11 protein-coding genes are annotated in these 13,235 nt (G+C 47.1%); 5 read left to right on the forward strand and 6 right to left on the reverse strand.

The window, feature by feature from the left end:
• Window positions 1–57: 57 nt before the first annotated feature.
• Window positions 58–1,431, forward strand: a complete 1,374-nt coding sequence (locus CWE08_RS05640) for an L-serine ammonia-lyase (protein ID WP_126766491.1) — start codon at window positions 58–60, stop codon at window positions 1,429–1,431.
• 32 nt (window positions 1,432–1,463) lie between these two features.
• Here the strand turns inward: CWE08_RS05640 and cysB are convergent, their stop codons facing one another.
• A complete protein-coding gene (gene cysB / locus CWE08_RS05645) occupies window positions 1,464–2,438 on the reverse strand; it encodes an HTH-type transcriptional regulator CysB (protein WP_126766493.1) in 975 nt (324 codons plus the stop codon).
• A gap of 155 nt (window positions 2,439–2,593) precedes the next feature.
• Here cysB and yciH point away from each other — a divergent pair, with 155 nt between their 5' ends.
• Window positions 2,594–2,920 (forward strand): stress response translation initiation inhibitor YciH, encoded by a 327-nt coding sequence (gene yciH / locus CWE08_RS05650; protein ID WP_126766495.1) that lies wholly within the window; start codon window positions 2,594–2,596, stop codon window positions 2,918–2,920.
• 119 nt (window positions 2,921–3,039) lie between these two features.
• Here the strand turns inward: yciH and CWE08_RS05655 are convergent, their stop codons facing one another.
• The 4 genes from CWE08_RS05655 to CWE08_RS05670 all read right to left on the reverse strand — a co-directional run bounded on the left by CWE08_RS05655 (window position 3,040) and on the right by CWE08_RS05670 (window position 9,607).
• The gene (locus CWE08_RS05655; RefSeq protein WP_126766498.1) at window positions 3,040–4,686 is read right to left on the reverse strand and encodes a SpoIIE family protein phosphatase; all 1,647 of its coding nucleotides are present in this window, start codon (window positions 4,684–4,686) and stop codon (window positions 3,040–3,042) included.
• A 6-nt stretch (window positions 4,687–4,692) separates the two neighbouring features.
• Window positions 4,693–4,998: an STAS domain-containing protein gene (locus CWE08_RS05660; protein WP_126766500.1), complete on the reverse strand. Its 306-nt coding sequence runs from the start codon at window positions 4,996–4,998 to the stop codon at window positions 4,693–4,695.
• 143 nt (window positions 4,999–5,141) lie between these two features.
• Window positions 5,142–6,452: an amidohydrolase family protein gene (locus tag CWE08_RS05665; protein ID WP_126766503.1), complete on the reverse strand. Its 1,311-nt coding sequence runs from the start codon at window positions 6,450–6,452 to the stop codon at window positions 5,142–5,144.
• Window positions 6,452–9,607 carry an amidohydrolase family protein gene (locus tag CWE08_RS05670; protein WP_126766505.1) on the reverse strand — a complete coding sequence of 1,052 codons (3,156 nt, stop codon included), beginning with the start codon at window positions 9,605–9,607 and terminating at the stop codon, window positions 6,452–6,454. The genes CWE08_RS05665 and CWE08_RS05670 overlap by 1 nt, the downstream gene beginning before the upstream one ends.
• A 340-nt stretch (window positions 9,608–9,947) precedes the next feature.
• Between CWE08_RS05670 and CWE08_RS05675 the strand changes: the two genes are divergently transcribed.
• The 3 genes from CWE08_RS05675 (at window position 9,948) to CWE08_RS05685 (ending at window position 11,815) form a co-directional block, all read left to right on the forward strand.
• Window positions 9,948–10,430: a c-type cytochrome gene (locus tag CWE08_RS05675; protein ID WP_126766508.1), complete on the forward strand. Its 483-nt coding sequence runs from the start codon at window positions 9,948–9,950 to the stop codon at window positions 10,428–10,430.
• Between the two features lie 142 nt (window positions 10,431–10,572).
• Window positions 10,573–11,238: a cytochrome b/b6 domain-containing protein gene (locus CWE08_RS05680; protein WP_126766511.1), complete on the forward strand. Its 666-nt coding sequence runs from the start codon at window positions 10,573–10,575 to the stop codon at window positions 11,236–11,238.
• Window positions 11,239–11,449: 211 nt separating this feature from the next.
• On the forward strand, window positions 11,450–11,815 hold the full coding sequence (locus CWE08_RS05685) for a response regulator (RefSeq protein ID WP_126766513.1): 366 nt from the start codon (window positions 11,450–11,452) through the stop codon (window positions 11,813–11,815).
• Between the two features lie 17 nt (window positions 11,816–11,832).
• Here the strand turns inward: CWE08_RS05685 and tyrA are convergent, their stop codons facing one another.
• On the reverse strand, window positions 11,833–12,954 hold the full coding sequence (gene tyrA / locus CWE08_RS05690; RefSeq protein WP_126766516.1) for a bifunctional chorismate mutase/prephenate dehydrogenase: 1,122 nt from the start codon (window positions 12,952–12,954) through the stop codon (window positions 11,833–11,835).
• Window positions 12,955–13,235 lie beyond the last annotated feature (281 nt).

Genomic DNA, 13,235 nt, shown 5'->3' on the forward strand with positions numbered 1-13,235 from the left:
AATCTGTGATTTATCCCCACACTACGCACATTCTGGAGAATTGGAGTACTGAAACTTATGATTAGCGTGTTCGATATTTATAAAGTTGGTATCGGCCCTTCAAGCTCACATACTGTGGGCCCCATGCGGGCTGCGCGCGAATTCTTATTGCAAGTACAAGAAAAATGCGGATTCGAAAAAGTAACCGGTATTGAAGTTGAGTTATTCGGTTCATTAGGCCAAACCGGTAAAGGCCACGGTACTGGAAAAGCCGTAATGTTGGGCTTGGTTGGCGAATCGCCGGAGAAAGTTGATACCACCCAGGTAGATGCATTTCTTGCAGAAGTAGACAAAACCCAAAAAATTAAACTACTCGGTGAACATGAAGTACCTTTCCCGCGCCAAGGTGCGATTGTTTTTCATCGCCGGAAAACTATGCCTAAGCATGCCAATGCAATGGAGCTACGAGTACTCAATGGCTCCGAAGTGCTGTTTAAAGATTTGTATTATTCAATTGGCGGTGGCTTTATCGTTCGTGATGCTGATTTTGATGACAGTTTAGAAGAAGCCATAGAACAAAGTAGTAAGCCTATACCTTATCCTTTCAATAGCGCCGCAGAGTTACTGCAACAATGTAAAACCCATGGTTTACGCATCAGCTCTTTAATGATGCAAAACGAAATGGTGTTCCGCAGTAAACAGGAAATTTGCGATGGTTTAGTGCATATCTGGCAAGTTATGGATGAGTGCATTAACAACGGTAAATCCACCGAAGGCATTTTACCCGGCGGTTTAAAAGTTCGCCGCCGCGCCCCGATTTTGTATCAAACCCTGAAAACGGAAAAATCAGCCGATCCTATGCAAGCAATGGATTGGGTGAGTTTATTTGCTCTCGCAGTGAACGAAGAAAACGCCGCCGGCGGCCGTGTAGTAACCGCACCTACAAATGGTGCTGCGGGTATTATTCCAGCCGTTATGAAATACGCCGATAAGTTTATTCAGCCCCTTGATGAAGATGCCATTACGCGATTTTTGTTAACCTCAGCGGCTATCGGTATCTTGTACAAAAAGAATGCCTCTATATCTGGCGCAGAGGTTGGCTGCCAGGGTGAAGTAGGCGTAGCATGCTCTATGGCTGCCGGTGCACTTGCCGAATTAATGGGCGGCGATATCGTGAAGGTAGAAAACGCTGCGGAAATTGGTATGGAGCATAATTTAGGCCTTACCTGCGATCCAGTAGGTGGCTTGGTGCAAGTGCCATGTATTGAACGCAATGCCATGGGTGCGGTGAAAGCAATTAACGCGGCTCGCTTAGCCATGCGCGGCAGTGGCGATCACAAGGTATCACTGGATAAAGTGATCAAAACCATGTGGGATACGGGCAACGATATGAAGAGTAAATATAAGGAAACAGCGCGCGGCGGCCTAGCGGTTAACATTATCGAGTGTTAAATCACTTAGTGCGCCGGCGCTCAAGTTTCCACTTAATAGGTGGGTAGTTCAATATCCTTGAACATGGTTTCAATGACACTTAATTCGCGCAGCTGAATAGCTTCATCAATTACTGCGCGGGTTAAGTGTGGTGCGAAACGCTCAATAAAATCATACATATAACCACGAATAAACACCCCTTTCCGGAACCCTATTTTAGTAGTACTTGGTGCAAACAAATGTCCGGCCGGTATGGCAACTAAGTCGGTATCTTTATCTGCTTCATAGGCCATAGTAGCAATTACACCGATACCTAAACCCATACGCACGTAAGTTTTAATGACATCCGCATCGGTGGCGGTAAATACGATTTTGGGTGTAAGCCCTGCTTCACTAAACGCCTGATCTAAGCGAGAGCGCCCAGTGAACCCGTGCACATAAGTTACTAATGGAAACTCCGCCACATCTTCAATGCTCACCTTCGATAAACTTGCGAGCGGATGATTAGGCGGCACTAAAATGCAACGGTTCCAGCGATAGCATGGCAACATAATCAAATCTTGATACAAGTGCAGCGCTTCCGTGGCAATAGCAAAATCCGCCTTACCTTTCGCGGCAAAAGCACTAATTTGCTCTGGTGAGCCTTGATGCATGTGCAAAGAAACACCCGGGTATTTCTCAATAAAGCCCTGAATAATGCGAGGTAGCGCGTAGCGTGCTTGGGTGTGTGTGGTAGCAATATTCAGCGTGCCTTGATCTGGCCTGTTATATTGCGCTGCAGCCCCTTTAATGCCTTCAACACGAGATAACACTTCGCGAGCAATTTGGATAATTTCTTCACCAACCGCGGTAACATGGGTAAGGTGCTTACCACTACGGCCGAAGATTTGCACGCCGAGCTCATCTTCTAACATGCGTACTTGCTTGCTGATGCCTGGTTGCGATGTATACAAAGCTTCTGCCGTAGCAGATACATTTAAATTATTATTGAGCACTTCAACGATATAACGGAGCTGCTGTAATTTCATAATGGTATCTTTGAGTTTGACTAAGCTTATATTCTATAATGAACTAAGATTGTCAGTATCTATGCCGAGTGTCAAACATCCTGTTTGCTATCATTCATATTTAATCGCAAACACGGCGATTCAACTTGGATTTTTTTTCACCAAATGGAGTTTTTATGCGCGATCAGCTTTCTCGCTTAGTTTACAGCACCGACCAAGGCCGTATCGGCGAACCGGAAGCCGAACCAGTGATTCCAGAAACTGATGGTATTGTGCGAATTCGCCGCGAAACGAAAGGCCGAAAAGGTAAAGGGGTTACCGTAATTGAAGGGCTCGGCTTGAGCGAAAATGATTTGAAACCATTAGCCAAAGCCTTGAAAAAGCGTTGCAGTGTGGGCGGAAGTGTAAAAGAATTCACCATTGAGATTCAGGGTGATCAGCGCGAAACCTGTATGCAATATCTGCAACAGCAAGGCTATAAAGTAAAATTGAGCGGAGGTTGATCTTGCCTGTTTTTTTGGTGCATCTTTCTGCCGCTTTTGGTTTTTGATTTTCTATCGTTTCTTTAGCAGCTAAACTCGCTTACTCCACAGCAACCTATTTTCGCTGCCTTTTACATAAGTTAGCGAACCGAAAAAGTGAATTCCACGCAGCGGCCATCGTCGCTCCAAACTAAATCTTGAGTAAGTTCTTTCATCAACATCAAACCGCGGCCGAAGGTATACTCATCCCCTTGATTTGAGTTCCCTGTGGCCTTAAAACCTTGCCCAGAATCGGAAATTTTTGCGTAAATACAGCCTTCTTTTGGTACATACTGCAAAATTATCTCAACATATCCGTGTTGTAATCGCATTAACCGTTGGCTGCGCTCAATATAGTAGGTTTCAAAACCATCTAACGAGCTTTTAGCCGACGATGTTAAACGCAACAAGCCATGATCGACAGCGTTGTTATAGGCTTCGGCCAGCACCGTATACAGTGGCGCTTTAAATTTTTTAAACCCTTCCAATTGCGATAAGCCGCTTAATATCGTGCTTACCGGATCAACACCACGGATTTCCTCTGGGCCCAAGCGAGTAACAATCTGAAAAGGTAATTTTAAGCGCTCCTGCTGTTTCTCCTTTGGGCTTAGGCCGGTTGGTATGCAATGTAAAAGCGCCAAGGAAATATCATCTTCCGAACCATCTTGCTCGATGCGGCGCTCAATCTCACTGGCTAGTTCATCGAGCTGCCAACGGCACGCTTTACCAAGCGTTTTAAAATTCTCATAACCAAAAGAATTGCCTTGCTGTGCACCCACTTCAATAGCGCCATCTGAATACAGCAATAATCTATCTTTTGGCGTGGCACGCGTTATCGTGATACCACTTTCAAATTCCGGTGTCGATAAAATGCCCAGTGGCATATGTTGTGGCTGTAAATGCTCTTTTATCTCATTAGTGGGCGAAATTAATAATGCCGGTGGCATGCCGCCACTCCACCAACTAATGCGCTCACCTGAAGGGGATAGTTCTAAGATTGTCGCGCAGCAAAACATACTCTCTGGAAGCAGTTGATAAAGTTGGCGGTTAATTTCTTCTGCGATTTGGCCTACAGGAGCCCCAAGCTCAGCCATTGCGAAAAACGTTTGCGATGCCGGCAAAGTGCCAATTGCCGCAGGTAAACCATGGCCCGTGAAATCGCCTAGAAGTAAATATAAGTTACCCAAAGGGCCGCGCGCCAACAAGTAGAGATCGCCATTGAAAATAGTGTGAGGCCGCAAGTAGGTTTGAATATTGGCAAAATCTTGTAAGCTTCGGCTCAATGCATTGGAGAAAATATTTTGCACAATCCGATGCTCTTGTTGCATGTGCTCGCTATGCCAAGCCAAACTTCGATTTTGCTCAGCAACCGATCGGCTCAGTTCTCGAGTACGAATATGCGCACGAATTTTCGCCTGAAAGATAATGGCATTAAAGGGTTTGGTGAGAAAATCATCGCCCCCTTGTTGTAAGTATCTATCTAATAACGCAGTGTTATCTACATCAGCTAATAAAATAATCGGTAGGTATACTGAAGAAGTTTGCGCTTTTAACTCAGGCACCAAAGTACTCAAGGCGATGTCGTTTGTTGCAACATCTAAAAGCACTATATCAGGAGCAAATTCGTTGCAAACCTCGATAGCCTGGCTACCAATAGCTACGCAGCGAGTTTCGTAACCCAAACTATGAATCACGTTAACTAGGCTTTCTTGACTTGCTTTCTCCTGATCGACAATGAGTACGCGCACGTTATCTTAATCAATAATAAATAGTTTATCGAAACGGGAGATATCTAAAATCTGACGAATCTCTGGCCGACAATTAATCAAATGAATGTTACGGCTACCTGCTCCTAGAGATTTCCGCATGTTTAGCAGCATGCCTAGGGCTGAACTATCAATGTAATCGGTTTCTCTAAGCTCAATAATAACTGTAGTTACTCGATCGCTTAAACCATCATAAGATTGCCGAAACTCCTGAACTAATCCGAAATCAAATTTCCCTTTAATATGAATTATGAAGTGCTTGCCATCATTGGCATATTCTGTGTGCAAACTCATGATCTTACTCCTGTGTTCATGCTTACTTCCTTAGGTTAGCACAGCCCATAGAAAAACAAACAAGAAACAAAAAAAGTGCCGAGACAAATCGGCACTTTTTTGTTTTTCAGCCAACATATTTATGCCAGCCTCTCGAGAAACCTTTACTCAGAATCAGCACGTTGCTGATATTTCTCGTACAACTCTTTTTGCTTATTGGTTAAATCAACCTCGCGGCCACCAATAAACATAAAGTTAATTCGTTGCCCTAGGTGATCAAGAGCATCACCCGCAGATACAATCAAAGTAGCCTGCTTGCCTACGGAAATTGAACCTAGGCGATCTTCAACACCTAGAATTTTCGCCGGCGCATGGGTAATCGCCGCTACCGCTTGATCGTAATCCAAACCGAAAGCAACCGCATTACCGGCCGCAAATGCTAGATTACGCACATCCCAGAAACCCGGGTACGCAATGGCAAATTCAACACCGGCCTCGGCCAACCGAGCTGGCGTTGAGAAAGCGGTATCGTATGCTTCATCTACCCGAGCAGGCAAACCGTATGGGGAACCAAACACCACCGGGATATCCGCCGCGGCAATGGCATCTGCTAGCATCCAAGCATCGCGGCCGCCCATTAACACCAAATCAAATCCGTGGCGCTCGTTAAAAGCCAGTACCTCTTCAATTTGGCGCCGATCATCAGCATGTACAAAAAGCTTTTTCTCTTTGCTAAATAGGCCGCGCATGGCTTCCCAACGGCGATCAATACGAGTTTGTACACCACTTTCCCGCGCACCATGATACACCTCAGCAGTTTCCATAATTTCGGCTAACTCTTCCCGTTGCCGAGCTTGAGCTTGCTTTTGCTCTTCTGGCGAACGGCGTTCCCACCAGGCGGTATTTAACCCAACTCGCGGCCAAGAGAGGTGAATACCTAAATCACTTTGCTCCAGGCCATCACGCCAATTCCAGCTATCTAGTTTTAATAAGCTTGATTGCCCGCGAACCAGCGAACCCTCTGGCACAATTTGCGCATGGGTAATGCCGGTATACAAGATTGTTGGCGTTACATTCGAATCCGCATTGTAAGCATGATGTGCTTGTACCTCAGGGGTAAAGTTCCCCACCTCGTTGGTATCCACCGTTGCACGAACCGCTTCCATTTCTACCAAGCCCAATGTTGTATCGAGGGCAATAAAGCCCGGATACACATGTTGCCCGGTAATATCGAGAATCCGCGCACCCTCAGGCGCACTAAGGTTATTACCCACGGCTACAATTTTACCATCGGCAAAAATCACATCGGCGCCTTCTAGCACGCCATCACTTACCGTATGCACAGTGCCGCCTTGCAACAACACAGGCGCACTTTGAGGCGCTCCGGGTACAATGTTATTCGCAGTTGCGCTACCCGCTAATAGGGTACTTGCCACTGCCATTCCTAATGCTAACGATCGTATTACTTTTTTCATTATTCTGTGCCTCCAAGCTCGTGGCTGTGGCCATGATGATGATCACCAAACCAATCTAACCAAACATCATGATTATCTTCGCAGTGCCAAGTTGGCTGTTGTTGCCGATAGCCATTACTTGCGCCACGATAGGCTTCTTCACCAGCACCCAGTACTTTTTGAATAAGCGCTTGGCGTTCAGCATTCACGGCTTCACGAGCCTGTAAATCAGCTTCCCGATCAAAATATTTGCGGCCTTCGATCCAAGTTTGCTGTACCTGTGCATAAGCAGATAATGGATGTGCGTTCCAGAATACCAAATCCGCATGCTTGCCTTCTGTGATGCTACCAACGTATTCATCAATCTCTAACTGCATCGCCGGATAGAGGGTAATCATTTTCAACGCATCGGCTTCGCTCATACCGCAATAGCGAACTGATTTCGCCGCTTCAGTATTCAAACGCCGTTGTAAATCATTACTATCGGAGTTGATACTCGTTAAAACGCCTTGCTCCATCATTAAACACATATTTTGCGGAATCGCATCGAAGGCCTCAATTTTAAAAGCCCACCAATCGGCAAAGCTCGAGGCGCCAGCACCGTGCTCCGCAATCTCTTTAGCTACTTTGTAGCCTTCCAAAATGTGCGTGAAGGTGTGGATTTTGAAACCTTGCTGCTCTACTACATCCATCAAAGCCAACACTTCCGAAGCAACATAAGAGTGCACGTGCGTGTAGCGTTCGCTATTGATCACCTGCAAAATCGCTTCTAAACGATAATCGGTACGTGGCGGCGCGGTGCGGCGGCGTTCTGCACGGCTAAGATTTTCATAATCGCGTTTTGCTTGTTCGTACTCACGCGCCTGCTGAAACGCATCTTGCATAATTTGCGCTACACCCATCCGCGTTTGTGGGTAACGAATGGTGTTGGCACCACCCCAATTGCTTTGCTTCACGTTTTCACCCAAAGCGAACTTAATCGTAGGTGGAGTTTCCCGAAACTTTAAGCCCTCGGCATTTTCGCCCCAACGCAATTTAATCGTTTGCCCTTGGCCACCAATGGGGTTAGCGGAACCGTGCAACAGGTGTGCTACTGTAGCGCCACCAGCCAATGAACGATAAATGTGAATGTCATCTGGGTTTACCACGTCCCCAATGCGAACTTCTGAGGTGATAGCTTCGGTGCCCTCGTTTACGCCTTGAGAGATGGCAATATGAGAATGCTCATCAATGATGCCCGGTGTCACGTGTAAGCCAGTAGCATCAATTACTTGGTAACCACGAGGCGTAGAAAGATCTTGGCCAACGCGGCGAATAATGCCGTTGCGAACAATGATATCAGCGTTCTCCAATACACCTTGGTCATCCGCTGTCCACACCGTGGCGTTCCGGATGTGCAAGTTTTGCTGCTCCGGCAAACGCTCTTGGCCAAAAGCAACGTTTGGATAAGTAACACGGCTAATTAAAGGCTCTGCTTGCGCGTTAGCAGATGCTGCAGAGGCCTCTTCATTCTCCGCAGAAGCTGCGCTGCTCGCTTGTGCCATGAGCGGATGTGTTTGCCCGTTGGCATCAACGACCGAGCCCTGCAAGCTATTCAAAGAAGATTGAGTAAGCGCAAAACGGAACACACCCGGCATCCCGAGATCATTTAAATTAGCAGTGAAACGCAACTGCTCATCGGCTTGATTTAGGTTTGCTACCTTTACACTTGTATCGTTATCGCCCGCTTCATCGCTGAAGCCAATACTTAGCTTACCTTGCAGTGCACCATTACCTGATACATTCAGCGTAAACTCAGTACCCATGGCTTGCAACTGCCACTCACCCTTAAAATCAACTGGATGCATGGATTGTAATTTTGTTTCTTCACCTTGCAGCCACACCGATACGATTTCACCATCGGCAAACAAATCGCCGCGGCTCACAACTAAATCGCCACGAAAACCGGGGGCTAACTTACCACTTTGATTTGCAACACCTGCAATCTCCGCGGGAACCGTAGTAAGTGCCGCCAACGCGCGTTCTGAGCTAAGCCCGTGCGCTACTGCCTTGCGTAAGTTAGGCCAAAAATCCGCGGCTTTTTCCATACCATGAAGCGTGAATGCAAAAGCCACATCGGCCTCAGCAAGCGCGGCGGGATTACTTGGCGCACGCTCCCAATGGCGCAAATCAGCCAAAGAAACATCTAGTTCGGAATATTGTTCGCTTAATTGCGGCGCTGCGGGGAAATTCAGCGGTATAATCAATCGCGCGTTCGTGGCTTTAATATCGTCCATACGGGCATATTCAAAACCTGAACCAACATAGGTAACTGGCACTTCGAAGCTGTTCAGCACTTGATGCGCGCGCAATAAATTTTGTTCGTTATCAGCGTGAAAAACTAAACCACGATTACTGAGTTCCGCCAAGGCGGCTAATGCGGCATTAAATTCAACTTGTCCATTACTGGCTTGCAGGCCAGCGGCTTCTGCATACCAACGGCTATCTGAAAGCGTTTGCCGCACAAGCGCAATACTGCCCATCAAGGATGCCGGATATTGTTGGGTTGAGCTTCCTTTATCAAAAGAACCAAAGTGCTGGCCGTTGGCGAGGTAAATGGCATCGTTCGCAATCGTATTGGCGAGTGAAACCGTGGTGGCTTGGCCTTGAAAAATACCATCAAGGCGCGCACTTTGTACTGTGGTAAAGCCTTGTGCCACGTAATTTTTTGCTTGATCAGCATTGGGTTGAAAGGTATCCACCCAATTTTTCTCGGCATGAATCGCTGAGTTTGATGCATTACCACCCTGCCGCTCATTACTATAAATTGGTGTTCCGCTACGCCCACGCGGCGCTGCGCTACCAGGCTCGGCCACACCATAATTTGAGTATGGGTCGATAAACCCTGGATACAAAGTATAACCAGAAGCATCGATCACGCGCGCACCCTGTGGCGCTCGGTTATTCCGCTCAATGGAACGAATAATGCCATTTTCCATTACCAGAGTGGCGTTCTCTAAGCGCTCTCCGGGTTCGGTAACTAGCGTGGCGTTGGTAAATGCAATGAGATTTGGATTGTGCTGATATAAGCCCTGAACTGGTGTGGTTTGATCCGCCACACTACTCCAAGATAATCCAGCTGCAAGCAAACCCGAGCCAACCAGCACGGCTGTTCGCTTGATAGGAAGTTGCTTCATGGGTATCCCCTGTTGGTTGTAATGGCACCGCTCACAAAATGGCACGCAAAACACTTGCGCAAAAAATGAGTTGGCGAAATGTTGCTTTTATATTAAGTATTAAAACCTGTATTGCCGTTCCGTACAATCCACCCTCCGATGAAATGCAGTGTTAAGGGGATGAAAACGCCATTATCTTGCAACAATTCTGCGTTACACTGGCCTTATTCAACGGAAATGTTATTTTATTGGGTAGGTTTTGCTCTACAAGCATTTATTTTGCATGATAAATAACATAGGTTTTGCAAAACCAAGGGCTTAATGCAAGTATATAGTTAATCTAAATAGCTTAGGAGTACGCATGATGCGCTTTACCTCGATTCTAACTCTGGCAGCAACGGCTGCTATCACCCTTACCGCACTGCAATTCAGTGCACCGGCTAAAGCCGATGCCTTTGCCGAAGCCGATGAAGCCGTAAAATACCGCCAAGGCGCATTTTCTTTGATACGTGAGAATTTTGGCCATATGGCCGGCATGGTTCGCGGCGAAATTGAATTCGATGCGGAATCATTTCAAAAGCGGGCAGAAGCACTCAAACATTTGAGCTACATTCCATTTGATGGCTTCTCAGGCGCCGGTGCGGGAATTACCGATGGCAGCGATGCGCTTCCAGGTATTTGGGAAAACTGGGATGATTTTAATGATAAGGCAGAGGCTTTCAAAGAAGCAGCCCACGAATTAGCCCGTGCTTCTGAAGATGCCAGTTTGCGTGAATTACGGCCAAAATTCATGGCCGCAGCAAGAACGTGCCAGCAGTGTCATGATGAATACCGTGCTGATTAACGTGCAGATTAAATAACCAATTGTTGTAACGATTAATGTGCGGATAACGATACGAAATAAAGTGCAAACTTAATCGTAATTAATAAGCACATCACCACCAGAACCATGAACATGATGAGAATGAATACAGGAAGTGAGCGGTATGGTTATTAAGCTTTGGGATGGCTTTATACGTGGCTTTCATTGGTTACTGGTGGTTGTACTTGCAGGCCTTTGGTACACCGGCGGCAGCGTTGATTATCTTGAAATCAATGATACCGTTATTGAATTTGTTGATGTCCACCACAAGCTTGGCTTAATCATGTTGGCTCTGATTCTCACCCGAATCATTTGGGGTGTTGTTGGTAGCCAACCTGCTCGCTTTAGTACTTTCTTAAAAGGCCCTAAAGCCATTATTGGCTATATCAAAAGCCCTTTCAGTAAAGAGCACCTCACCCATAATCCCGGTGGCGGTATCATAGTAGTTATCATGTTAGCTATGCTGCTGGCGCAAGCCATTACCGGCCTTTTCTCTGACGACGCCATATTTTTTCGAGGCCCATTAGCAAGTACCGTAAGTAACGATGTTGTTCGCTTGCTTACCTCTTACCATAAACAAGCCTTCGATTTCATACTCGCTATTATCGCGTTGCACATTGTTGCTATCTTTGTGTATCTGTTGATGAAAAAGAATCTTATCAGCCCAATGATTACCGGTAAGAAAGCGATTACCAGCTCGGCAACCGAAGCGCTCAAGCAGCGCCACGGCGGGTACGGCTTCATTTTGCTGGCGGTTAATTTAATTTGGATCTTCTGGTGGTTAGGCTGATTACGTTTAGGCTAAGTAAATTTGAATGAGTACGGTTAGCTGAGTACGGTTGGTTAAGCTCGGTTGGCTCAGCTCGGCTGGCTCAGCTCGGTTGGTTAAGCATACTAGCTCAGGCGCTCATTTAAACGAACCACACCGTAAGTGAGCAGCCATTGACACCCACCGTTCGCTCGTGGCAACCTGAACATAAGCTCTCAACCAAAGATGTACTATGAAAACTATACTCATTGCTGATGATGATTTTATCAGCCTAGAAGTTTTGAAAGCGATGCTCGCAAGTTATTCTTTAAAAGTAGTGAGCGCCATCAACGGCACTGAAGCGCTTGCTTTGGCGCAAGCAGAGCAACCTCAGCTGATTATTCTTGATTATGAGATGGACGATCTCACTGGCGCTGAAGTGTGTTCAAAGTTGCGCCAACAAGAAGCATTCAACAAAACGCCAATCGTAGCCCTTACCGGCCATCAAAGTTCAACTCAGCTTGATCACTGTCGCGATGCAGGTATGAATGAAACATTGCACAAGCCGGTAGCGCCCGATGCACTCACCCAGTTACTCGAAACCTATAATATGATTTAGTTGTGTGCGCCACGAATTCAGCGCTTTGCATCATCGGCATGTTGTAACAAGCTCACCGATTCTTTCAAGAAATGGCTCGCATGCGGCCCAAACCAACGGGCAACTGCCTGAAATTCGCGAACGAAGCCAGCGCGGCCCTCTGTTTCAATCACATCTAAAAGATTGCTAAACCGGTTCAAGTAGCGTCGAATCATGCGATGCTGATCTTGATCACTGAGAATAATATCGGCATACAATTCCGGGCTTTGCGCAAACAAACGCCCTACCATCAACAATTCTAGCCGGTATATCGGCGAACTTAGGCTGAGAAGTTCATCCAGGTCGATATCTTCATGGGCCAAATGGTAGCCGTATACAAAGGTAGATAAATGGCGCATTACTTGGATTACCGACATCGCTTTATCATGCTGCTCTGCGGTAAGTTCAGTAACACTCGTTCCCCAGATTTCGAACTGCCGGAGCAACCACTGCGCCGCGGTGCTATCCCGCCCTGGCGTCACTAAAATAGTTTGCTTCGCTAGGGTTGGCACCGAGGGCCCAAACATCGGATGTAAGCCCAGCACTGGCCCCGAATGCTGCGCGAGCATTGCGGCCAAAGGCTCTTGCTTCACTGAGGTTAAATCGGCCAGCACACAATCACTTGGTAGTTCCGGTAATGCAGCGATCACGTCCGGCGTTACCGATACTGGTACCGAAATCAGCACTAACGCGGCATTTTCGGTGGCTGCCGCAAGCTCTGGCAAGTTATCTTGGTCAATCACCACAACGGGATAACCGGAGAGCTCAAACCAACGGGCAAACAGCGAACCGAGCTGCCCTTTACCGCCCACAACAACAACATTACGCTGGCCATCGCCGGTGCGCCGAAAACCTTGATGCTTTTGGCGCTGATAGGATTCACGCATAACGCGGCGCAACACATCTTCGATCACATCGCCGCTCATACCTTGCGCTTCGGCCTCTTCCCGCCGCGCTGCAATTAAGGCAGCCTCACGCTCCGGCACATACAAGGGTTGCCCCAGATCATGCTTTACTTCGCCAATCTGCCGCGAAATCTCCATCCGCCGAGCCAACAGGCGCACCAACTCCGAATCCGTTGCATCAATTTCTTCACGTAACCGCTGTAACCTACTATCCACACCACTTCTCCTCAGTATCCCCCGATACTACCGCGCACCCATGCAGCACGCAATATTCAAATGCTTCGGTGGGGGCTTCCGTGCAGTAAGGGAGTGTTACCGCTATGAATGCCTTCCGTGCTGTAGGGGCTTACACCACCGAACCGCTCGAGCACATATATGGACACCTCACATTACGCAAGTTGTTTAGTGACATAGTTTTACTTTGTTTTTAACCAGCTTTGCGCGATGTGAACAGGATAAAACTGCACTCGTATATACGGCCTGTTATGAGCTTCAAG

Origin of the sequence: Aliidiomarina iranensis (assembly GCF_003987135.1) — a bacterium.
Lineage (GTDB): Bacteria > Pseudomonadota > Gammaproteobacteria > Enterobacterales > Alteromonadaceae > Aliidiomarina > Aliidiomarina iranensis.

Bases quoted from the DNA above. Each gene is read 5' to 3' on its own strand.
- CWE08_RS05640 (WP_126766491.1), top strand. From the start codon at position 58: ATGATTAGCGTGTTCGATATTTATAAAGTTGGTATCGGCCCTTCAAGC.
- cysB (WP_126766493.1), bottom strand. From the start codon at position 2,438: ATGAAATTACAGCAGCTCCGTTATATCGTTGAAGTGCTCAATAATAAT.
- yciH (WP_126766495.1), top strand. From the start codon at position 2,594: ATGCGCGATCAGCTTTCTCGCTTAGTTTACAGCACCGACCAAGGCCGT.
- CWE08_RS05660 (WP_126766500.1), bottom strand. From the start codon at position 4,998: ATGAGTTTGCACACAGAATATGCCAATGATGGCAAGCACTTCATAATT.
- CWE08_RS05665 (WP_126766503.1), bottom strand. From the start codon at position 6,452: ATGAAAAAAGTAATACGATCGTTAGCATTAGGAATGGCAGTGGCAAGT.
- CWE08_RS05670 (WP_126766505.1), bottom strand. From the start codon at position 9,607: ATGAAGCAACTTCCTATCAAGCGAACAGCCGTGCTGGTTGGCTCGGGT.
- CWE08_RS05675 (WP_126766508.1), top strand. From the start codon at position 9,948: ATGATGCGCTTTACCTCGATTCTAACTCTGGCAGCAACGGCTGCTATC.
- CWE08_RS05680 (WP_126766511.1), top strand. From the start codon at position 10,573: ATGGTTATTAAGCTTTGGGATGGCTTTATACGTGGCTTTCATTGGTTA.
- CWE08_RS05685 (WP_126766513.1), top strand. From the start codon at position 11,450: ATGAAAACTATACTCATTGCTGATGATGATTTTATCAGCCTAGAAGTT.